Annotated in this window: 21 protein-coding genes; 14 read left to right on the forward strand and 7 right to left on the reverse strand. The window is 35.5% G+C overall.

Going from position 1 to position 21,257, the window contains the following annotated elements; all coding sequences use genetic code 11:
* Positions 1–23: 23 nt before the first annotated feature.
* Positions 24–1,559, forward strand: coding sequence for a YifB family Mg chelatase-like AAA ATPase (locus LV842_RS05535; protein ID WP_233110462.1), 1,536 nt, complete (start codon positions 24–26; stop codon positions 1,557–1,559).
* Here LV842_RS05535 and LV842_RS05540 read toward each other — a convergent pair.
* A complete protein-coding gene (locus tag LV842_RS05540) occupies positions 1,556–2,032 on the reverse strand; it encodes a YdeI/OmpD-associated family protein (RefSeq protein ID WP_233110463.1) in 477 nt (158 codons plus the stop codon). The genes LV842_RS05535 and LV842_RS05540 overlap by 4 nt on opposite strands.
* 83 nt (positions 2,033–2,115) lie before the next feature.
* Positions 2,116–4,320, reverse strand: a complete 2,205-nt coding sequence (locus LV842_RS05545; protein WP_233110464.1) for a S46 family peptidase — start codon at positions 4,318–4,320, stop codon at positions 2,116–2,118.
* An 86-nt stretch (positions 4,321–4,406) separates the two neighbouring features.
* Here LV842_RS05545 and LV842_RS05550 point away from each other — a divergent pair, with 86 nt between their 5' ends.
* Positions 4,407–4,862: an META domain-containing protein gene (locus tag LV842_RS05550; RefSeq protein ID WP_233110465.1), complete on the forward strand. Its 456-nt coding sequence runs from the start codon at positions 4,407–4,409 to the stop codon at positions 4,860–4,862.
* 77 nt (positions 4,863–4,939) lie between these two features.
* On the opposite strand, the gene LV842_RS05555 is transcribed toward LV842_RS05550, so the two are convergent.
* The 4 genes from LV842_RS05555 to LV842_RS05570 form a co-directional block, all read right to left on the reverse strand.
* Entirely contained in the window at positions 4,940–5,353 is a 414-nt protein-coding gene (locus LV842_RS05555) for a hypothetical protein (protein WP_233110466.1), read from the reverse strand.
* Between the two features lie 7 nt (positions 5,354–5,360).
* On the reverse strand, positions 5,361–7,886 hold the full coding sequence (locus LV842_RS05560; protein WP_233110467.1) for a beta strand repeat-containing protein: 2,526 nt from the start codon (positions 7,884–7,886) through the stop codon (positions 5,361–5,363).
* A 5-nt stretch (positions 7,887–7,891) separates the two neighbouring features.
* Positions 7,892–8,377 (reverse strand): T9SS type A sorting domain-containing protein, encoded by a 486-nt coding sequence (locus LV842_RS05565; RefSeq protein WP_233110468.1) that lies wholly within the window; start codon positions 8,375–8,377, stop codon positions 7,892–7,894.
* A gap of 137 nt (positions 8,378–8,514) precedes the next feature.
* Entirely contained in the window at positions 8,515–9,222 is a 708-nt protein-coding gene (locus LV842_RS05570; RefSeq protein ID WP_233110469.1) for a LytR/AlgR family response regulator transcription factor, read from the reverse strand.
* A 199-nt stretch (positions 9,223–9,421) separates the two neighbouring features.
* On the opposite strand from LV842_RS05570, the gene hflX reads away from it, so the two are divergent.
* The 10 genes from hflX to LV842_RS05620 all read left to right on the forward strand — a co-directional run bounded on the left by hflX (position 9,422) and on the right by LV842_RS05620 (position 19,182).
* A complete protein-coding gene (gene hflX, locus LV842_RS05575; protein WP_233110470.1) occupies positions 9,422–10,633 on the forward strand; it encodes a GTPase HflX in 1,212 nt (403 codons plus the stop codon).
* An 11-nt stretch (positions 10,634–10,644) separates the two neighbouring features.
* The gene (locus LV842_RS05580; protein WP_233110471.1) at positions 10,645–11,034 is read left to right on the forward strand and encodes a hypothetical protein; all 390 of its coding nucleotides are present in this window, start codon (positions 10,645–10,647) and stop codon (positions 11,032–11,034) included.
* Positions 11,035–11,047: 13 nt separating this feature from the next.
* Positions 11,048–11,674, forward strand: coding sequence for a DUF4919 domain-containing protein (locus LV842_RS05585; RefSeq protein WP_233110472.1), 627 nt, complete (start codon positions 11,048–11,050; stop codon positions 11,672–11,674).
* A gap of 24 nt (positions 11,675–11,698) precedes the next feature.
* Positions 11,699–12,985: a cation:proton antiporter gene (locus LV842_RS05590; RefSeq protein WP_233110473.1), complete on the forward strand. Its 1,287-nt coding sequence runs from the start codon at positions 11,699–11,701 to the stop codon at positions 12,983–12,985.
* Positions 12,986–13,008: 23 nt separating this feature from the next.
* Entirely contained in the window at positions 13,009–13,719 is a 711-nt protein-coding gene (locus LV842_RS05595) for a DNA alkylation repair protein (RefSeq protein WP_233110474.1), read from the forward strand.
* A 20-nt stretch (positions 13,720–13,739) separates the two neighbouring features.
* Complete coding sequence (locus LV842_RS05600) at positions 13,740–14,408, forward strand: hypothetical protein (RefSeq protein ID WP_233110475.1); 669 nt, start codon at positions 13,740–13,742, stop codon at positions 14,406–14,408.
* Between the two features lie 89 nt (positions 14,409–14,497).
* A complete protein-coding gene (locus LV842_RS05605) occupies positions 14,498–16,453 on the forward strand; it encodes a hypothetical protein (RefSeq protein ID WP_233110476.1) in 1,956 nt (651 codons plus the stop codon).
* The gene (locus LV842_RS05610) at positions 16,453–17,682 is read left to right on the forward strand and encodes a hypothetical protein (protein ID WP_233110477.1); all 1,230 of its coding nucleotides are present in this window, start codon (positions 16,453–16,455) and stop codon (positions 17,680–17,682) included. Before LV842_RS05605 ends, LV842_RS05610 begins: the two co-directional genes overlap by 1 nt.
* 26 nt (positions 17,683–17,708) lie before the next feature.
* The gene (locus LV842_RS05615; RefSeq protein ID WP_233110478.1) at positions 17,709–18,047 is read left to right on the forward strand and encodes a DUF6122 family protein; all 339 of its coding nucleotides are present in this window, start codon (positions 17,709–17,711) and stop codon (positions 18,045–18,047) included.
* 64 nt (positions 18,048–18,111) lie between these two features.
* Positions 18,112–19,182 (forward strand): calcium:proton antiporter, encoded by a 1,071-nt coding sequence (locus LV842_RS05620; protein WP_233110479.1) that lies wholly within the window; start codon positions 18,112–18,114, stop codon positions 19,180–19,182.
* Positions 19,183–19,199: 17 nt separating this feature from the next.
* Here LV842_RS05620 and LV842_RS05625 read toward each other — a convergent pair whose 3' ends face one another.
* Positions 19,200–19,580: a group III truncated hemoglobin gene (locus tag LV842_RS05625; RefSeq protein WP_233110480.1), complete on the reverse strand. Its 381-nt coding sequence runs from the start codon at positions 19,578–19,580 to the stop codon at positions 19,200–19,202.
* Between the two features lie 140 nt (positions 19,581–19,720).
* Here LV842_RS05625 and LV842_RS05630 point away from each other — a divergent pair, with 140 nt between their 5' ends.
* Entirely contained in the window at positions 19,721–20,692 is a 972-nt protein-coding gene (locus LV842_RS05630; RefSeq protein ID WP_233110481.1) for an ion channel, read from the forward strand.
* A complete protein-coding gene (locus tag LV842_RS05635; protein ID WP_225687383.1) occupies positions 20,692–21,180 on the forward strand; it encodes a YkgJ family cysteine cluster protein in 489 nt (162 codons plus the stop codon). The genes LV842_RS05630 and LV842_RS05635 overlap by 1 nt, the downstream gene beginning before the upstream one ends.
* Positions 21,181–21,257: the final 77 nt, after the last annotated feature.

Here is a 21,257-nt window from a genome sequence, read left to right on the forward strand (position 1 = left end):
AATATTTCTCAGAAAACACAAATATGCTGGTTAAAATTTATGGAAGTGCAATTCATGGAGTTGCGGCACAAACGATTACTATTGAAGTCAATATAGATACAGGAGGGGTTGGCTATCACTTGGTAGGGCTTCCCGATAATGCCATTAAAGAAAGCAGCTACAGAATCTCGGCTGCATTAAAGAATGTGGGGTACAAAATTCCCGGAAAAAAGATTACTATTAATATGGCTCCAGCTGATCTCCGTAAAGAAGGCTCTGCTTATGATCTTAGTATTGCTATCGGAATTTTAGCCGCGTCCGATCAGATCCTTGCACAAAATATTCAGGATTATATTATCATGGGAGAACTTTCTTTAGATGGCAGTCTGCAGCCGATAAAAGGAGTGTTACCAATAGCGATTCAGGCGAGAGAAGAAGGGTTTAAAGGAATAATACTTCCCAAACAAAATACCCGGGAAGCAGCCATTGTAAATAATCTGGATGTTTACGGAGTAGAAAATATTAAAGAGGTCATTGATTTTTTTAATGAAGGAAAAGTTTTAGAAAAGACAGTTTTAGATACCCGAAAAGAATTTCAGGAGAAGATCAATCAATTTCCGTTTGATTTCTCTGAGGTTAAAGGTCAGGAAGGAGCCAAAAGAGCAATGGAAGTTGCGGCGGCGGGAGGACACAATATTATTTTAATTGGACCACCCGGAAGTGGTAAAACCATGCTGGCAAAAAGAGGTCCTAGCATTTTACCACCTTTAACGTTGAAAGAGGCATTAGAAACGACTAAAATTCATTCTGTTGCGGGGAAAATGGGTGCAGAAACTTCATTAATGACAGTTCGGCCATTTCGATCACCCCATCATACAATTTCAGATGTCGCTTTAGTAGGAGGGGGAAGTTATCCGCAGCCGGGAGAAATTTCATTGGCTCATAACGGCGTTTTGTTTTTAGATGAAATGCCGGAATTTAAACGAACGGTTCTGGAAGTGATGAGACAACCGCTGGAAGATCGTGAAGTTACCATTTCAAGAGCCAGGTTTACAGTAAACTATCCTTCGAGTTTTATGCTTGTTGCTTCGATGAATCCAAGTCCGAGTGGTTTTTTTCCGGATGATCCGAATAATACTTCTTCTGTTTTTGAAATGCAGCGGTATATGAATAAACTTTCAGGACCATTGTTAGATAGAATTGATATTCATATTGAAGTACAGAAAGTAGAATTTGAACAATTGGCTGAAAAAAGAAAAGGAGAAAAAAGTGAAGTGATCAGAAAGCGAGTACTCAGAGCGCGAGAAATCCAAAATGAAAGATATCAGGATTTGAAAATAAGCTATAATGCTCAAATGAGTTCAAAAGAACTGGAACAATTTTGCGAATTGGATGAGGTTTCATTTAGTTTAATAAAAATGGCCATGGAAAAGCTGAACCTCTCAGCAAGAGCTTATGATAGAATTTTAAAAGTTGCCAGAACGATTTCTGATCTTGAGGTTTCAGAAAATATTATGTCACATCATATTTCTGAAGCCATCCAATATAGAAGTCTAGATCGGGATTTTTGGAATGTTTAAATACCCTTTTTTCCATCTAAAATCATTTGAATCATTTTTACTTTCCTATTTTCTCGGGTTTCAGGTTTTTTAGCTTCTTCAATCCAGCGGATGTATTCTTTTCTGTGGGTATAGCTCATTTTGTCAAATAATTTTCTTGCTTCAGGATTTTCATTAAAAGCCGAGGTAATATCATCTGCGATTTCTACCGTTCTTTCTTCTTTATCTTCAACAAGGCTTACCGAAACCTCATCTCCGAAATTTTTCCCAAGCTTTCGTCTTATTTCCTGGGTTAAACCTAAAATATGACAATCCGATTTCATTTTGGCAAGGCTTCCACGATATTCAACACTACCATCAAATAATGCTTTGATCTTTATCTGCCCTTTTTTGCCGAATACTTCTTCGGTGGAAAACGGGAATTCTACGAATGTTGCATTTAGATTTCCGTTTTGTTTGATAATGGCTGAAAATTGGATGGTTTCAGATTTCATAAGATCAGAGTTAACTTTTCAAAAATAAAAAAAACCGTGAAATAGAACATTTCACGGTTTATAAATTATCATCTCAGGGAAGATTATTTCTTCGTTTTTTTAGGAAGAGTTGTTGTTCCTGAGTTTTTTGTTTTAGTATCTGCAGGAGTATTTTCGTCTCTTACAAGTTTTAACTCATCTACAAGTCTTCTTGCACCTGCATATTTGTCGATTGTCCAAAGAACAAAACGAACGTCTACGTTGATTGTTTTTTGCCATTCTTCTTCAAAAACAATATCTCCGCTTAATGCTTCGCTGTTTCCGTCAAAAGCAATACCGATCAAGTTTCCGTCTCCGTCAATTACAGGAGAACCAGAGTTACCACCTGTGATATCATTGTTTGAAAGGAAGTTTACAGGCATATATCCTTTAGCATCTGCATATTGTCCGAAATCTTTTAAGTTATAAAGGTCGATCACTCTCTGTGGAAGATCAAACTCTTCATCTCCTTTTTTGTATTTTCCTACTAATCCTGTCATATCAGTGTAGTAGTTATCGGTTACTCCGAAATAGTTTCTGTCTGTTCTGATTGGTAATTTATCTACGGTTCCGTAAGTTAATCTCATAGTAGAGTTAGCGTCCGGATAGAATTTTTTTCCAGGTAGAGCTTTCATAAGACCTGCTAAGAATAGACGATTATTTTTTGCGAAATTATCATCTACTTTAGAATAGCTTTCAGCTACCAATTTCTGGTCAGCGATTACACCGTTAGCAATTTTCCAAAGTTGATCAGCATCAAGCTTTAAAGCATCCGGGTTCAACAAGAAGTTTGTTGCTGATGTTTTGTTAGCGAAAACAGAAGAATAAGCTACATTAGAAAGAGTTTTTGCATCCAATCCTAAGATGGTAGCAGAAGCAATACTTTTATTAGTTACCCTTGCTTGGTAAAGAGCTACCATAGAGCTTAGCATTTCTCCTTCTAAAGAAGGGTTGAAGTTTTCATATGCCGCTTTAATAGCCGCTTCTGTTTTTGCTTTCATAGCAAGTCTTCCTGCCATATCCTGAGCTGCGTATGCTTTAAGTACATTTCCTACTTGTAAAGCTAAGCTGATGTATTTTGCATTTCTTGTAAGCTGAGAAGCATAGTTTCTTTCAACGTTTCTGTCAGAAACCTGCTTGTAGTAAGTGTCGATATCTTCTAAAACACCATCATACTCTTCATTTCCAGCCTGCATAGACCAAGTTCTGTAAGTTTTTTCGATGTTTTGTTTTTCAGTGATTGTTCCGTTTTTTTCAACAGCATCTATTGTTCCTTGTCTGTTTTTCCAGTAGTTAGCTACAGAAGCATATTGAGAAGCATAGTTTAACTGAGTTGCTTTGTCTTTATCCATATACTTCTTCATAACATCCATTGCTAATTTAGAAGCTTCTACCCAAGCCGGATAATCTTTATTTACCATCTGCTGGATACCAAAAGATGTTAAATAACGGTTGGTTCTTCCAGGGTATCCTAAAATCATAGAGAAATCACCAGGTTTTACTCCTTTAAGAGAAACAGGTAAGAAATGCTTAGGTTTCAAAGGAACGTTGCTTGGAGAAAACTCAGCAGGGTTTCCTGCTGCATCTGCATATACTCTGAAAACTGTGAAGTCAGCAGTGTGTCTTGGCCATTCCCAGTTATCAGTATCTCCACCAAATTTTCCTAATGATGAAGGAGGTGCACCTACTAATCTGATATCTTTGTAATCTTGATATACGAAATAGTAGAATTCATTTCCGTTGAAGAAATCTCTTACAACTACAGTATATTTTCCGTTTTCAGAGTTTTCAGCCTGAATTGCTTTAGTTTCAGCATCAATAATCGCTTTTCTCTCTGCTCCGGTCATTTTATTATTTAGTTTAGAAGTGATTCTTTGTGTAGCATCATCCATTCTAACTAAAAATCTAACATAAAGATCTTTTGCATTAAATTCGTCTTTCTGTTTCATTGCCCAGAAACCATTTTTTAAATAGTCTTTTTCCGGAGTAGAAGCAGCAGCAACAGCACCATAACCACAGTGGTGGTTAGTGAAAATAAGTCCTTTATCAGAAACAATTTCTCCTGTACAGAAACCACCAAAACTTACGATAGCATCTTTTAAACTAGAGTTGTTAACTGAATAAATTTCTTCTGGAGTCAAATGCAAACCTTCTTTTTGCATATCAACACCATTAAGTCTTTTGATGAGCATTAAGAGCCACATCCCCTCATCTGCCCTCATTTGAGCAAAACCCAATAAGAAAGTGAATAGTAAAAATATTCTTTTCATTTTATAAAATAATTTTTGTGTCGCTAATTTACTAATTTTTACGATATTCTGTCCGGGATTGGTATGAAAATGGAATGAGTCTTCTCATGAAAAAAATATTAGTTTCGGTTTTGCCTGTTTTGCTTTTAGGAATATTATTTAATTGTACTTCTGCAACAAAACAAAACATACCAATAGATACTTCTAAATATCATATTCAAAGAGAGTGGATGTTAGTTTCTTTAGGGAGTTTTACGAAAGCTGATTTGATGAAGAACAATGCTAAAATTGATTTAACCGGAAAACAGGAAGAAGGCAAAATTCGAGGTGGAGCTTACATGGGTTGTAACAATATGTCCTTCACTGCCGAATTTAAAAATAACGGGAATGTCAAAATTTTAGGAGTATTATCTACAATGAAAGCTTGTCAGAATATGGAACTGGAGAATGAGTTTCAGAAGAAATTCGATACCATGACAAAATATACCATAGAAGGACATTTTCTAACGTTATCTGATGGTAAAGGAAATTCTATGAAGTTTGTGGCGTCCGACTGGGATTAATTCACTTTAAAATATAAAAAAGAAAGTCCGTCAATAGGCGGGCTTTCTTCTTGTTGCTGAAAAATCTATTTAGGTCATTAGTTTTTAGGAATAGTTTTTTTGATGTCTTCTAAAGTTAAATCCGGACTGCTTACCAATCCTTTTATGTTATTATTTGTGTTCTTAGGAATGGCAGTTTTACGAGCTTGTCGTCCCGGAATAGTTGCCAAAATTTCTTCAAAACTGGCGGTATTGGGAAGAAGCCTTCCGGAGTTGTTGGCTGTTTCTTGTTTAGTAGGTTGCTTTTTTACTTCAAGACCTTGCTCAGATGCGAGTGTTACTGAAGAAGGTTTTTGAAGCGCTTTTTCCTGAGCCTCTTTCATCATTTTAGCTTCAATTTCTTTTGACTCTTTGTAGTAGGGAGCTTCCTGTATTTCTGAAACGGTTTTTTCTTGCTGAGCGTAAATATTTATACTTAGCGCTAGAAAAGAGATGATATATACTGATTTCATGATCGTTTTATTTAATGTTTACCAATACTTTGATTTTTTCGATGCCGTTTTGGTCATAATCCTGAAGAGCTTTACCAATAACCTGTCCGATTTTTACCTTTTTAAGGTTGGCTTTCATCGCAACTCCGGATTTTGAAGAAGTTACCAAAAGATCTCCTCTTTTAATTTTTCCTCCTTCAAGACATACTTTTGTAGGAATTACTCCAATGACTCCCATTGGTACTTTTCCGAATAGATCTGCATCTATATTTTCTTCAGTTAAAAGTACTCCCGGTTTTGTAGCGTAAACTCCTGCCACAAGATTTGAATAGGGTTTTGAAGATTTTTCTACAGTTCTGTCAGAATCTGTAGCAATTACTAAAATATCACCGGGTTCATACTCAGAAGAATTTCCTACTACATCAAATACTTCGGCAACGTCGGCACCACTGCTTTGAGTTCCTCCGTTAAAATAGCCTCTTCCGTCATTACCGATTCTGGCAACATTTACAGCTCCGGGGTTTCCGGATCTGAATATAGCAATTGAACCAGTACTATGAGTTTCTACAGTAAGCGCAGCATTTGTATTCGCTGTGTTGTAGTTGACGAATCTTGCAGCACGACCTGTACCAAAATTAGGAATCCATGCATAAATAGCGCTTCCTGTTCCGTCAGCCGTTGCTTCCACTCCGTCTCCTGTGTTTGATGCATTAGCAGTAATACCGTTCCCGTTTCCGTCTGCAATTGCGATCAAAGCAGGTCCGTTTCCGGCAGGATTACTTGCGTGGAATAATCCGGCAAAGCCTCCTGTTCCGGATGATATTCCATAAATACCAGCTGTTCCGAAATTGGCAAATTGAGAATTTACTTCTCCTTTTACCGCTGGAGATGTACCGGTTACCCTATCCACTTTAAAGCTTCCTGCAGTTCCGTTTCCGACGGTAGTAACAGTAATTACATCACTTGTATTGGAGGTATTGAAAATATTGAATTTTCCGGCTCGTCCGGTAGCAAAACTAGGAACCCAGGCGTAAAGAGCATTTCCTGCTCCGTCGATATTTGTTTCTACACCATTCCCATCTTTACTTGCATTGGCTGTGATGGCATTTCCATTTCCATCTGTAATAGCAACTAAGGCAGGTCCGTTTCCTGAAGCATTAGAGGCATGAAATAACCCGGCAAAACCTCCCGTTCCGGAAGATTTACCAAAAATCCCCGCAGCTCCGAAGTTTCCGAAAATAGTTTTAACCTCACCTCTTACTGCTGCTCCTACACTATTGGTGTTATTAACCAAAAAAGATGCGGCATTCCCTTGAGTATTGTCAGGAATATTTCCGTTTCCATTTGTTTCTACTTCAAAAGCATTATTAATAGTATTGGTCGCATTGAAATTTTCAAAACGCCCTGCACGTCCTGTGCTGTTATTTAATCCAACTTGCCCGTAAACTCCGATACCCGTACCCGTAGTATTCGTAGCAACAAAACCTCTTACACCGTACCCTCCGCCATCATTTCTACCTACAACGGCTCCGGCAATGTCACTGGTAGTTCTTCCGACTACTGCTTCACCTGCTGCACTATTATCTCCGATAATACCGGCAGAAGATTGAGACGAAGTGAGTCCATGTACAGCAAACCCAGATCCTGTAGAACTTCTTACTCCGGCTCCGGTTCCTGTGGTGGTAACGTTTACTACTGTTCCGTTTCCAACAGTGTTGGCAACGATAACATTATTAGTATTGGCATTATTAAAAATTGAGAAATTGGCAGCAATACCGGTGTTACTGGTTGCATTTAAACCTGTTCCGGTACTACTGTTTGCATAAACACCATATCCGTTGGCACTTGAATTTCCGTAAACGCCTAATCCATTAGGAGTCACCCCATAAACACCCCATCCACTTCCTGCCTGACTTCCGTAAACACCAACTCCTAATCCACCTGTTCCATTATTGATCCCGCGAATCCCTGAAGAGAATCCTCCGGGAGCAACATTGCTTACAATACCTCTTACAGCAGCAATATTTGAAGTTACTGTATTATTAACTCCTTCAATTGAAGTTCCGTCACCGTCGTTGGTTAGTGAGAAAAGGTTTCCGGCATTATTAAAGGTGTTTACATAAGGAATGACAAAGCTTCCTGTATTTACACTTCCCGCAGATTTAGCAAACATTGCATAGGGAACACTTAATAACTGGCTTGTTCCTATGATTGTATAATTTGTTCCGCCCGCTAAATCGGTTTCGGTTTTTAGGTAATAGCTTCCTGTTGACCAGTTTATGGTATTGAAAGTTCCTGTAAGTACAGTCCCTGATCCTATTTCTAAGGTAATCAGTCCATTAGTATTTGTATTTCCGGTAAGTCTTTCAGAGTAAACGGCTGCTCCTGCAGGAGAACCTTGTAAGATACTCGCTTTGATAGCAATGCTTTGATTGGGCAGAACCTGTCCTCCGGCGTTTCTAATAATAGCTTGATAGCTCATTTTTTCCGGAACTTGTGCAAAAGCCATATAGAAGCCCAACACAATTCCCATCACAAGTAATATTTTTTTCATGATTGTTATTTTTTTATGATTTTGAATGTTTTTAAATTCTCTCCGTTTTGGTTAATCCTGATGATATACATTGCAGATGGGAGAAAAGAAAAGTCGAACTCAGATTTAGATTGTATGATTTTATCCCTTTTAATAAGTTTTCCTTGGGCATCAAAAAGCTGGTATTCCGAATCTTTGAAATTACGTGTAGTAAAATCCAGATACAGATAATCTTTGAAAGGATTGGGATAAAGTAAAATATCTTTTTCGGTTGATATTGAGGTTTCATTAGTGGAGAGCGTAGTGATTTCATAAACCTGTTGTACGCCTTCAGAAATGTCTCTGTTGCTTCCTTTGATGAGGTAGGCAACTTGTCCTACGCTGTAAGAAACCGAGCCGTTGCCTCCTGTTGCATCTGCTCCTGTGGCCAAAACTGCTGACTGTGCTTTTAGCAGAGAAATGGGAATGAGAAGTAGCATGAAAAAGAAGCATGGAATAGATGTTCTTTTCATATAAAATGGTTTTGTGGTTGTTAATAAAGTTTTAGAAAATTTGGGAAGACTAAATTACCATATATCAAAACCGGATATTTAAAAAATAGACCAACGACAAGAATAATCGACCAACGACAAAAAGTGAAAATAGAAAATTAAGGATGGAAAAAAGAAAGGTTTTCTTTGTAAGATCTGCCAATAGGAAGTTTTATTTGATGGGTAAGCTCTACTTCATGAGCATTTTTACTTCTGATTAAATGTCGCGGAACAGCATAACTTCTGTGAATTCTGATAAAAGAATCAAAAGTGGTTTTATGCAATAGATTTCCGAGGGAATCCAGAATGCAGTGTCTTTTTTCCGAAGTGATAATTCGGGTATAATCTTTTAAGGCTTCCAGATAAAGAATATCTGTAATATTCACCTGATAAATATTGGAGCCTTCTTTTATTTTAATACTATTTTCACCCACTAAAGCATCAAAACATTCACATTTTTCTTTCATTTTAATAAAATCAAACAGTTTCTGTATTGAATAATGAAAGCGTTCTGTTTTCAGAGGTTTGGAAATAAAATCTAAGGTGTCCAGTTCAAAAGCATCAATCGCAAGTTCCGAGTTTGAACTGATGAAAATGCAGGCCGGAATTTTGTGAGCTAGTTTTCTGAATTCCAATCCATTCATGCCTTTAAGATTGGCTTCAATGATGAGAAGGTCGATAGGGAGTTCAAGATAAGGAATAGCTTTTTCTGCCGAATTAAAAGAGACTACGATTTCAATATTTTCATATTGTTTCAGATGATGAAACAGAAACAGCCTGTCCAGTTCATTATCATCAATAATCATACATTTAATATTGGTAATCATGATACTTGGTATTAGTTTTTATAGGATTTTAAATTCTGTAACAAAAACTTAAAATCATAGTATAAAGGTAGTAATTTTCTATAAATCAACACTATCCTTATTTTAAATTAATATGAAGGAGGGATGACTCAAAGATTCATTTTGTTTTTTTTCTTAAAAAATGGTAACTTGTAAATCTTATAAACATAGATAGAATTTAATGCTAGAAAAGAAAGAACATAATTACGAAAAAGCGGTTTTAGTTGGCGTGGTGACTCAGCATCAGGACGAAGAAAAGCTACAGGAATATATGGACGAGCTGGAATTTTTGGCCTATACAGCTGGAGGAACGGTAGACAGACGCTTTACTCAAAAACTGACACAGCCGGATTCCAAAACTTTTATAGGAAGCGGAAAAGCTCAGGAAATAAAAGAATACGTAAAAGAAAATGAAATAGGAACGGTTATTTTTGATGATGAATTGTCTCCTTCACAGCTCAAAAACCTGGAAAGAGAAATTGAAGTTAAAATTCTCGATAGAACCAATCTTATTCTCGATATTTTTGCTCAGAGAGCGCAGACTTCTTATGCAAGAACGCAGGTGGAACTGGCACAATATCAATATCTTTTGCCTCGATTGACAAGAATGTGGACTCACTTGGAGCGTCAAAAAGGGGGAATTGGGATGAGAGGTCCCGGTGAAACGGAAATTGAAACCGACAGACGTATCATTCGTGACAGGATCTCCTTGTTAAAAGATAAACTGAAAACGATCGATAAGCAGATGGCAACTCAGCGAAATAATCGTGGAAAAGTTGTACGTGCTGCCTTGGTAGGATATACGAATGTCGGAAAATCTACTTTGATGAATGCTTTATCTAAATCTGAGGTTTTTGCAGAAAATAAACTATTTGCAACGCTTGACACAACGGTAAGAAAAGTAGTTATCGGAAACTTACCGTTTTTATTAACCGATACCGTAGGGTTTATCAGAAAATTACCGACACAATTGGTAGAATCATTCAAATCTACATTGGATGAGGTAAGAGAAGCTGATTTGTTGATTCATGTAGTAGATATTTCTCACGAAAGTTTTGAAGATCATATAGAATCTGTTAATCAGACCTTAATGGAAATCAATGCGCATCAAAAACCGATGATCATGGTTTTCAATAAAATTGATGATTTCAGCTATGAGAAAAAAGATGAAGATGATTTAACACCTTCTACCAAAAAGAATATTTCTTTGGATGAGTGGAAGAATACCTGGATGGCAAAATCAAAATATCCGACGGTGTTTATTTCGGCATTAACGAAAGAAAATTTCCCGGAAATGAAAAAGATGATCTATGATGAGGTTATGAAAATTCACATCTCGAGGTTCCCATACAACGATTTCCTTTTTGAGTATTTTGATAATGATGAGGAATAATGTAAAACTGTATGAGAACAGAATTATTCAGGAATAAAATATTCTTTTACATTTTTCTTTTCATTGTAGGAGTTGATGTAGCGGCTTCATTAATTCAGATTTCAAGACCTGCGGAAAGTACTGGAGTGGTCATTTTTAAAATTTTAAAACTGCTGGTTTGCTTATTGGCGTTTGTCATGTTTTTTATTAAAACGAAGCTGAACCATTCTGTTTTCAAAATTTATATTTATTTCGTAGGGTTATTATTCCCGATCTTTTTGCTCCTCTATGGTCTGAAAGAATTTATCATGTACAGGATAAACGTATTGCCTGTCGAAACCTATTTTGAAAGTGGCTTTGCTGTACTTTTTGCCTTCGTTTTATTGATGTTGTATAATAAATTTAAAACAGAGGTGAGTTAACAAAACAATCTTAATGAAATATATTTTTCTTCTTTATTGCTTACTGATTTCGGTTTCTGGTTTTGGTCAGAAATTCAAAATCGATTTTAAAAGGATTGAGAAAAATCTTCAGGATACTAAATCTCCTTACCATTACGAAAAACTTATTTTCAAATTCAAAGGGTTGCCGAAATCGATAGATACCACAGAAGCTCAGCACCTTTACTATGGAAGGAATTTTAGAGCGGTTGTTTCGACAGAAGATGCCGATTTTAAAAACTTGGCTGAAGCTTTCAAAAATAAAGATTGGGAAAACAGCATCAAAGGGGGAAAAATGCTTTATTATAAAGACCCGACCAATTTAGACGTTCTGCTGATTTTGCTTCGTACCTACGATGCCCAACAAGATGCAAGCAATTTTGTTTATCATTTGAGCCAGTTTAGAGTATTGGCGGATGCCATAAAGAGCTCGGGAGATGGAAAAACAGAGAAAACGGCATATCAGGTAAACACTGTAGGCGACGAATATATTCTGCTCAATATGTTGAATGTAGGGCAAGATTATACAAGAGGTTCGAAGGCGGTAAAAGACGGAATGCTCGATATCTGGGAGAAAGAAGACAATAAAATATATATCAAGGTTCTGTATTTGGACTATTAATTAAAAAAAATAAAAAACAGCTTAGTGGAGTTATACTATTCATTTTCAGCTTTAATCGTTTTAGCATCAATATTTGCCTATCTTAATTACAGATTTTTAAAATTACCAAGCACCATAGGAATTATGGTGATTGCCATTGTGGTGTCTATCATTCTGGTGTTTTTTGGTGAAAATTTTCTTCCGAGAACTTTCGGACACCTTAATGATCTGATGAACAGTATTGATTTCACAGAAGTTTTGATGGGAGCAATGCTTAATTTTCTTCTTTTTGCAGGAGGAATTCATATCAATATCAATGATTTGAAAGAACAGCTGCGCCCCGTTGTGATATTCTCTACGGCAGGAGTGGTGATTTCTACATTTATTGTTGGTTTCGGAATGTTTTACCTGTTGCCTTTAGTAGGACTACAGATGCCGTTCATTTATTGTCTGGTTTTTGGAGCCCTGATTTCTCCTACCGATCCTGTAGCGGTTTTGAGTGTTTTAAAACAGGCAAATGTTTCAAAATCGTTAGAAACTAAAGTAGCAGGAGAATCTCTTTTTAATGATGGTATGGCGGTGGTTGTTTTTACTGTTGTGTTGCAATTGGCAGTAGGAAAAGAAGTTGATTTAGGAATTGAAAATATCGGACTTTTATTAATGAAAGAAGCAGGAGGAGGCTTGCTGTTAGGAGTTTTACTGGGATGGGTAACTTCCAGGTTGATGAGGGAAGTTGATGATTATATTATTTCTGTTCTGGTTACACTTTCTGTGGTAATGGGAGGCTATCTTATTGCAAGACAGATGCATATTTCAGGGCCTTTAACGATGGTTGCAGCCGGATTGTTTATGGGTAATTTTAACGTAAGATTTAAAATGAAATCCATCACACAGGATTATCTAATTAAATTCTGGGAACTGATTGATGAGATCCTGAATGCCGTATTGTTCTTATTCATAGGTTTTGAACTGCTTATGATAAAAGATCTGAAACATTTTATGATTCCGGGATTGTTGGCTATTGTAGTGGTTCTGTTGGCGAGATTTATTTCCATTTGGGGACCTACGAAATTTATGTCTTTAAGAACCCGATTCAATCCACAGACCGTAAAAGTCTTGGTTTGGGGTGGAATTCGTGGAGGAGTTTCCATTGCTTTGGCGATGTCTATTCCTAAAAGTGAATACAGCGAAATTATTTTAAGTATTACTTATTGTGTGGTTGTTTTTTCTATTATTGTTCAGGGGCTTACTATTGCAAAAGTGGCAAATCCGAAGAAGATAGAGACAGAAGAAAAAGAGCAGGAAAGCATTGCTTTAGATGAAAACCATTAATGAATTGTAAATAAACACTTAATATGATAAAAGAAATTGAAGAAGCTCTTGCGGTTTTATCCATTCCTGAAAAAGCGGAGTTTTTCCCAAGGTTTTTCAAAACCGGAAAAGGAGAGTATGGCGAAGGAGATATGTTTTTAGGGGTAAAAGTTCCGGATCAGAGATCTGTAGCAAAAGAATATTATGCTAAAATTTCGCTGAACGAATTAAGTGTTCTGCTTTCATCAAAATATCATGAACATCGCTTAACGGCTTTGTTTATGCTGATCTCCAAATTTGAAAAAACAAAAGATAAAACGGTAAAAGATGAGATCATTGAGTTTTATTTAAACCATTTGCAGTATGTCAACAATTGGGATCTGGTGGATTCAAGTTGTTATAAAATTCTCGGGAGATATGCGTTTGAAAATCAGAAGGAAGATTTGTTGAGAAAACTCTCTTCTTCCGAAGAGATGTGGCACAAAAGAATTGCAGTGGTAGGAACAATGCATTATGTAAAAAAAGGCTCTTATGATCTGACAAAAGAGTTTGTAACACAGAATCTGAAGCATACCCATGATTTGATGCATAAAGCGAATGGCTGGTTATTGAGAGAAATGGGACAGAAGAATGAGGAAGAATTGCTTAATTATCTGAATCAATATTATAAAGAAATGCCTCGAACCTGTCTTAGATATGCCATTGAAAAGTTAGATGAGGATTTAAGACAAGACTATTTGAAAGGAAGAATTTAAAAAAATACAAAAAACCAAATATGAAAAATTTACTTAAACAGCTTGTTCTGTTGATACCGCTGTTGCTTCTGACGAGTTGCTTTGATATTTTAGATAAAGTGAACGTAAAAGCTGACGGAACTGGAGAGTATACTATTATTCTTAACGCAAGTAAAAGCAAAACCCGATTGGCTTCCATCTCTAAAATGGAAACAATTAATGGTAAAAAAGTTCCGAAAAGACCTGAAATTGAAGCTAAAATCAATGAAGCAGCGAGAGTTTTTAAAGCAACTCCGGGAATTTCCAATGTAAAAACTTCAATGGATTTTACCAATTACATCATTAAACTAAGCTGTAATTTCAAAAAAATCGAAAATATTAACGCCGGATTGGAGCAATTAAAGGCTAAAAATATTGTAGGAAAAATGATTCCTACACAGATTTACAATCAGAACCTTGAAAAGAAATCATTCCTCAGAAATAAGGTCAATACTTTCAAAAGCGATTATGACAAGATGAGTAAGGCAGATAAAGAAGTCTTTAATGACGCCAAATACACTTCCATCATGCAGTTTGAAAATACAATAAAATCTCAGACAAATAATTCGTATTTGCTTTCACCCAACAAAAAAGCGGTAAAACTTGAAGCAAATGTTCTGGATTTTATCCTTCAGAAAAAACAATTACAAAACACAATTTTATTTCAATAAATTTTTCACACACAATGAAATCTATTTTACAAAAAACACAAATTATATTTTTACTTTTTGGGTGTACGTTCGTATTCTCCCAACAGAAAATGAAGCTTCCGAAAGATGCTCTTTTTTATATGGAAATCAACGGAAAACAGCTAAATCAGAAAATAAATTGGCAGAAACTGAATCCTTTTTTGCTTGAAGTAATAAAAGAAGATAAAGAAAAGCAAGCCTCATGGAACGATTATTCCAAAACAGGAATCAAATATGATGCGACACAATATCACTATGCAAGTTTTAATGATTCTGTGAAGATTTATACTGCTCATTTTATTTTAGATCAAAAAGAAAAGTTTCAGGAATTTATTAATTCATCCAAGAAAAAAGGATTAGAAATTTCTAAGAAAAACAACTATTCTTATGTCAATCTTGATGATAATATGTTTGTAGCATGGAGCGGAGATCGTGCCGTTTTGAAAATGATAAGCTACACAAAACCATATAAATATGACTGGGATGATGCAACAGTGGTTGATAGTGTGGCAGTAACTATAGATAGTACTGCTGTAGCTGTTGATAGCGCGTATGTTGAAAAACCTTTCGATTATAAAGAAGAAATCAAATATCTGAAAGATGATATTAAATATTTAAAGGAAGATATTAAAGAACATAATGCTGAAATCGCAAGAAAGCAGAAAGATATCAAATACCTTGAAAAACATCACAAATACCCAGAGGAAAAGAAAGGTTCTACTGATAAGGACTATTCAGAGCCGGAAACTGAAGTTTTGCCTCCTGTTCAGGATGAAGAAATGGATGAAGTAACAGAAGAAGATCTGGCTTATCAGAAAGAGCTCGACTCTATAAGGATAGAAGAATTTAAAATTATAAAAAAACTTGCAGAAAGTGATTTTGACCAATATTTCAATTCCAATCTGGAGTTGGAGGTTCCAAAAGAAATGTTACGTTTCAGAGATTCCAATTCAGATGTTTTCGTATACACGGATTATGGAAATATCGTGAAAAATGGAGACTACGGAAAACTCATGAGTCGCTATGCTTTCGGCAGTTTGTTTGAAAAAGCATACAATTCCAATTCTTCTTACAATCTGTATTTTGATAAAGACAAAGTAAGACTGGTCAACAGTTATCAGCATAAAGATGCAGACGTTCAAAAAAGCATAGCATCGGTGTATAAAGGCAAGAAGAATAAAAAACTGACCGCTCTTATTAACGATAAAAGTATCGGATATTATGCAGTAAATGTAGACGGAAGCAAATATTTTGATATGATGTATAGCTTCCTGAAAGATTCCGGGGAAGGCGAATATCAGAAAGAAATGGAACTCGTGATGGAAACCATGAAAATCGTATTGGATGAAGAAGCGATTGCTAAAATTGCTCCAGGAAACGGAATTTTTGTTTTAAATGAGCTGAAATCAAAAACGGTAGAATATACAGACTTCGATTACGATGAAGATTACAACGAAAAAGAAGTAAAAAAGACCAAAGAAGTGATGATGCCGAATTTTACCTTTGCTTTTGCTACAGAAAATGAAGGATACTGGAATCGTATTTTCAATCTGTTGACCACTAATAAGAAAACGGCGAAAAAATTCTCTAAAAAAGGAGCGTTTTATCAATTTAAAGAAGGTGAAAGTGACGGGTATTTTGATCAGTTGTTTTTCACCGTGAAAGACGGAATTGTTTACGTGACATCCTCAACAGATAATCTTTTACCTAAAAATAAGTCAGAAATTTCTGAAAAATGGGCAAAAGATTCAGCTAAATATCCTTTATCGGGAAGATTTGATATCCAAAGACTTTTAATAGGTCTTGAAAAAGAATTCAAAAGTACTTCCGAAAGAAAGACTTTGGATTTGATGAGAAAAAATGTAGGTGAAGTCTATTTCAAAACGGAAGCAAAAGGCGAAAGAATAGAAACTGAAATTGATTATAACATCAAAAATTCTTCAGAAAACAGCTTAATGTATTTCTTTGATCTGTTTGATGAAATATATAAGATTCAGGAATCAGAGAAAAAACCAGCTGTTTTGTAATGAAAAAGAAGCTTATTGTTTTAGTTGTACTTTTGTTCGTAACGACGATCTATTTCGTGTTTTATCATAAGGACAAGACATTGAAATTCGTTCCTGAAAATGCGGATGTTTTGGTATTGATTGACGTGAAAAAATGTACAAGACAATATATTTCCAGCCTTGCAATGCATCCTTCGCAGTGGTTGAAGGAAAAAAACAAAAATGAAAATGTAATTTCTATACAAAAATCGGGAGTGAAAATTCCCGATTTTTTGCCCATTTTTCATATCGTTAACACAAAGTTTTCTGAATGGTACAGCGTTGTTGAAATTGAAGATGAGCAAAAATTTTTAAACTATCTGAAACAGCAAAAGTTTATCCATAAAGGGAAAAACAGATTTCAAAAAGATCAGTTATTTCTTACCATTGATGGGAAAAAATGCATCATCGGAACTTCTGATCTTGCTTTTAAAAATATAAGCAATTCAATTGCCTCGAAGAAAGAAAATTATCCGGTCACTTCTTTTATTCACGGGAGTCTGGGAAGTATTTCTTTTATTTCAGGATCACGAACCCGTAACTTTTCCATTGAGTTGAATGCTGATGATATTGAAATAAAAGACGAATTAAACGCTAAAGATTTTCATACTGTAATATCTAAACTTCAACAAAAAGAAAGCTTTTTAGAAACAGAGCTGGACTCTAAAAATCTCGGGAATTTGACTTCATTCTTCAATAAAAACTTTGTTGATTCTTCTCAGATTACTCATGTCAAAGCAACTGCAGACCTGGAGCAAGTGAACGACACAATTATTACGTATGGCTACGACGATAATTTTAACGAGATTGAAAAAAAATCTTTCCAGAAAATTATTCAGCCTAATTATGTAATGGCTCTTCAAAGTTCGGATCCTCAAAAAACAGAACAGCTTTTTCAGCATAAAAAATGGATTAATACACAAAATCAATTTACGGCGATCCCGTTTCAACCTAATGTAATTGAAAAAAATAAGTCAGGTTTTACAATACAATCAACCAGGAAAGCCGTTCAGTTGTCTTCAAAACTGAATGAAAACTATATTTTTGTTCGAAACACTACCTTATTATCTTCTTCTTTTAAATCTTTAACGGCTGATGAAAAGAAAATAATTTCAGACATAGATTATATTTTTTACGGAAATAAATCGGAAGATTATTATGTGAAATTGAAATTTAAAAAAGAAGAATTACCTCTTATTTTAAGATGGTGAAAACATATTTTAATATCTAATTATTGATGGATCAGTCGCAGATTTTATTATTGAAAACTTTTACGCACTATTTCCTACACTTTATTTTCCCGGTTTTTATCGCCTTGATTTTTTATCGTGAAAATTGGAAAAAAGTGTATTTGATTCTTTTAGCGACCATGCTTGTAGATCTGGACCATTTGTTTGCCAATCCTATTTTCGATCCGAATAGAGGAAGTATAGGCTTTCATTTTTTACATTCCTACTATGCGATTGCTGGCTATTTTCTGATGTTGTTTTTTAAAGGAAATATTAGAATTATTGGTATTGGTCTTTTACTTCATATGTTCGCCGATTTTCAGGATTTTTATTGGTGGAGTCACTAAAACCACATTATATTGTATTTGAATATTTCAAAATCTGCAGTTTTTTTGTAATTTGTAGACACTTATGAGACTAAAAGAATTATTACATTATACCTATGTTTTCCCCATTCTTGCAGTTGGGTATTATTTCTCCGGATTGTTGGGACAGGGAACAATTTATGATATAATTGGAGGAGCTTTGCTGATTGGAAGTGTTCTTTCTGCGGTGCATCATGCAGAAGTGGTGGCTCATAAGGTAGGAGAACCTTTTGGAACCATTATTTTAGCGCTTTGTATTACGATTATTGAAGTGGCTTTAATTATTTCGTTGATGGTTGCTGGTGGAGATCAGGCAATGACTTTGGCGAGAGACACGGTTTTTGCTGCGGTAATGATTATTTTAAATGGTATTTTGGGGATTTGTATTCTTGTAGGAGGAGTGAAGTATCATGAGCAGTTTTTTGCGAGAACTTCTGCTACCACTTATCTTGTAAGTATTGTTTCGATTCTTGTACTTACTTTGGTGCTGCCTAATTTTACCTCAAGTGTCAATGGTCCTTTCTACAATGAAGCGCAGCTTGCTTTTGTTTCCATTGCCTGTCTTGTTATTTATGGGGTGTTTCTGATGGTGCAAACGGTACGACACAGAAGCTACTTTATCATTCCGGAAGAACATCCGGAAGAGCATTATATTCCTTCATTGACTAAAACGATAGTTAGCTTTGTTTTTCTTGTGATTTGCTTAGCTATTGTAGTGATGATGGCAAAAGGACTGTCTTCAACAATTGAAGATATGGTACGGAGTTTTGGAGCTCCGAAATCTTTGGTTGGGGTAATTATTGCTGCCGTTGTTTTGCTTCCAGAAGGTGTTGCAGCGATCAGAGCTGCAAAAAGTAACCAGATTCAATCAAGTTTAAATTTGGCTTTGGGGTCGGCTTTAGCAAGTATTGGATTAACGATCCCGGCAGTTTCGGTGGTCTGTATAATGTATGATATTCCTTTGGTTTTAGGACTTGATAAGAAAGATATTATTTTACTTTCTCTGTCAGTATTTATCGTAATGCTTTCGTTGAGTAGAGGAAAAACCAATATCCTTTACGGAACAGTTTTATTGGTAAACCTTGCAGCTTACATCTTTACAGTAATTGTTCCGTAACTCAATATTTAATTGTTTTAAAGCCTTCTGGCAATTTCCATTTTAAAAGCCATCAATTTGGCTATGTTTTGAGCTTTGTAAATAGCTAAATCGGCATTTTCTCCGGTGAAGATTTCTTCCACAGTTTCTGTCCATAATTCAAGCCATCGGTTGAAATGCTCCTGTTCCATCGCTTTAATTTCATTGATGGGGAAGTGAGCGCCCATTGGATTGCCTTTGTAAGTCATTTGTCCGAAAAGAATAGATTCCCAGAATGAGTACATTTTAGGAAGATGCTGGTCCCAATTCACTTTTGCAATGTCTGTGAAAAACGATGCAATCTTCTCATTTTTAATGACTTTGGTGTAAAATGAATTAACAAGCTGTTCAATGTCTTCTCGTGTTTCCAATTTTTTCATATTTCAAATTTAGTTTAAAATCAAATGATAAATTCATTCGATGAGTTGATAAATTTCATGAAAACAATATTTTATCTTTGCAGAAGATGAGGAATGAAATTTTTAATGCAGATATCAGTAAATAAAATTAAACCATAAAAATGGCAAGAGGATTCAAACAAAAAATTCGCCAAAAAAATACGGAAAACAGTGGCTTTGGAAACAACGCTTCCGGAAGGTTTATCAATAAGGATGGCTTTCCCAATGTTAAAAGGAGAGGCGTGAATGTTTTCAACAAGCTCAGCTGGTATCACACCATGCTGAATCTTTCGTCATTCCGTTTTCTGTCTTATTTGGTGATTGCTTATATTCTTGTTAATCTTGGTTTTGCCTTTATCTATTATTTAATTGGAGTAGAACATCTTACAGGGATCGATAAAAGTGATCCATTGAACGAATTTATCGATGTATTTTTCTTCAGTTCTCAGACTTTTACCACAGTTGGATATGGAAGAATTGCTCCGGTTGGTTTTATGGCGAGTTTGGTGGCAACCTTTGAAGCTTTTTTAGGACTTCTTACTTTTGCTATTGCTACCGGTTTATTTTATGGAAGATTTTCAAGACCGAGAGCTTATTTACGATTTTCTGATCATACCATTATTGCTCCTTTTCAGGATACAACTGCTTTGATGTTCAGACTTGCTCCTTACAAAAATAATGCATTAACGGATGCAGATGTAATTGTCTCAACGGCGATCGAAGTGATTGAAAATGGCGTTCCCAAAAGTAATTTTTACAGATTAGAAATCCAGATGAGTAAGATTAATACGCTTGCTTTGAACTGGACGGTTGTTCATAAAATTGATGAAAATTCCCCATTCTACGGTTTTACAGAAGAAGATTTTAAAAATACAGATATTGAAATCATTGTTCAGGTAAGAGCGTTCGATGAAGTATTTTCCAATACGGTGGTGCAGAGGACTTCTTATGTTTCCGATGAAATCGTTTTCGGAGCTAAATTTGTCCCGATGTATTATCCTAGTAAAGACAATTTATCGACGATTCTTGATCTTGATAAAATAAATGCATATCAAAAAACAGAGCTTCCGGCTACAATGGAAGTACAATCATAATGAATTTAGATTTTTATAAAAAACAGGCGATACAAAAGCAGAAAGAGCATAAGAAGTTTTTGGACGGATTAAAGAAAAAACCGCCCAAAAATCTTGATTATATTGTCCAGGATACCCATGATGAAGTTTTTGAAAAAATAGACTGTTTACAATGTGCAAACTGCTGCAAAACGACAGGACCGTTGTACACCGAAAAGGATATTGAACGTATCGCAAAGCATCTTCGGATGAAAACAGCTGATTTCGAAGCGAAATTTTTGAGAGTAGATGAAGATAATGATAAAGTACTTCAAAACCTTCCTTGCTTTTTCCTGAATGATGATAATACCTGTTCTATCTATGAAGTGCGGCCGAAAGCTTGCAGAGAATATCCGCATACAGACCGAAAAAAGATTTATCAGATCAATAATCTGATGTTGAAAAATACGATTATTTGTCCTGCTGCCTATGAATTTGTAGAAAGCATGATGAAAAATATAAAGCAATAAATAAAAAAGCGTTGAAAATATTTCAACGCTTTCTCCTTTCACTTTTTACTTTTATCCCATTTATAATCCCGGGAACA

The sequence above is a fragment of the Chryseobacterium gwangjuense genome (genome assembly GCF_021311115.1).
GTDB lineage: Bacteria > Bacteroidota > Bacteroidia > Flavobacteriales > Weeksellaceae > Chryseobacterium > Chryseobacterium gwangjuense.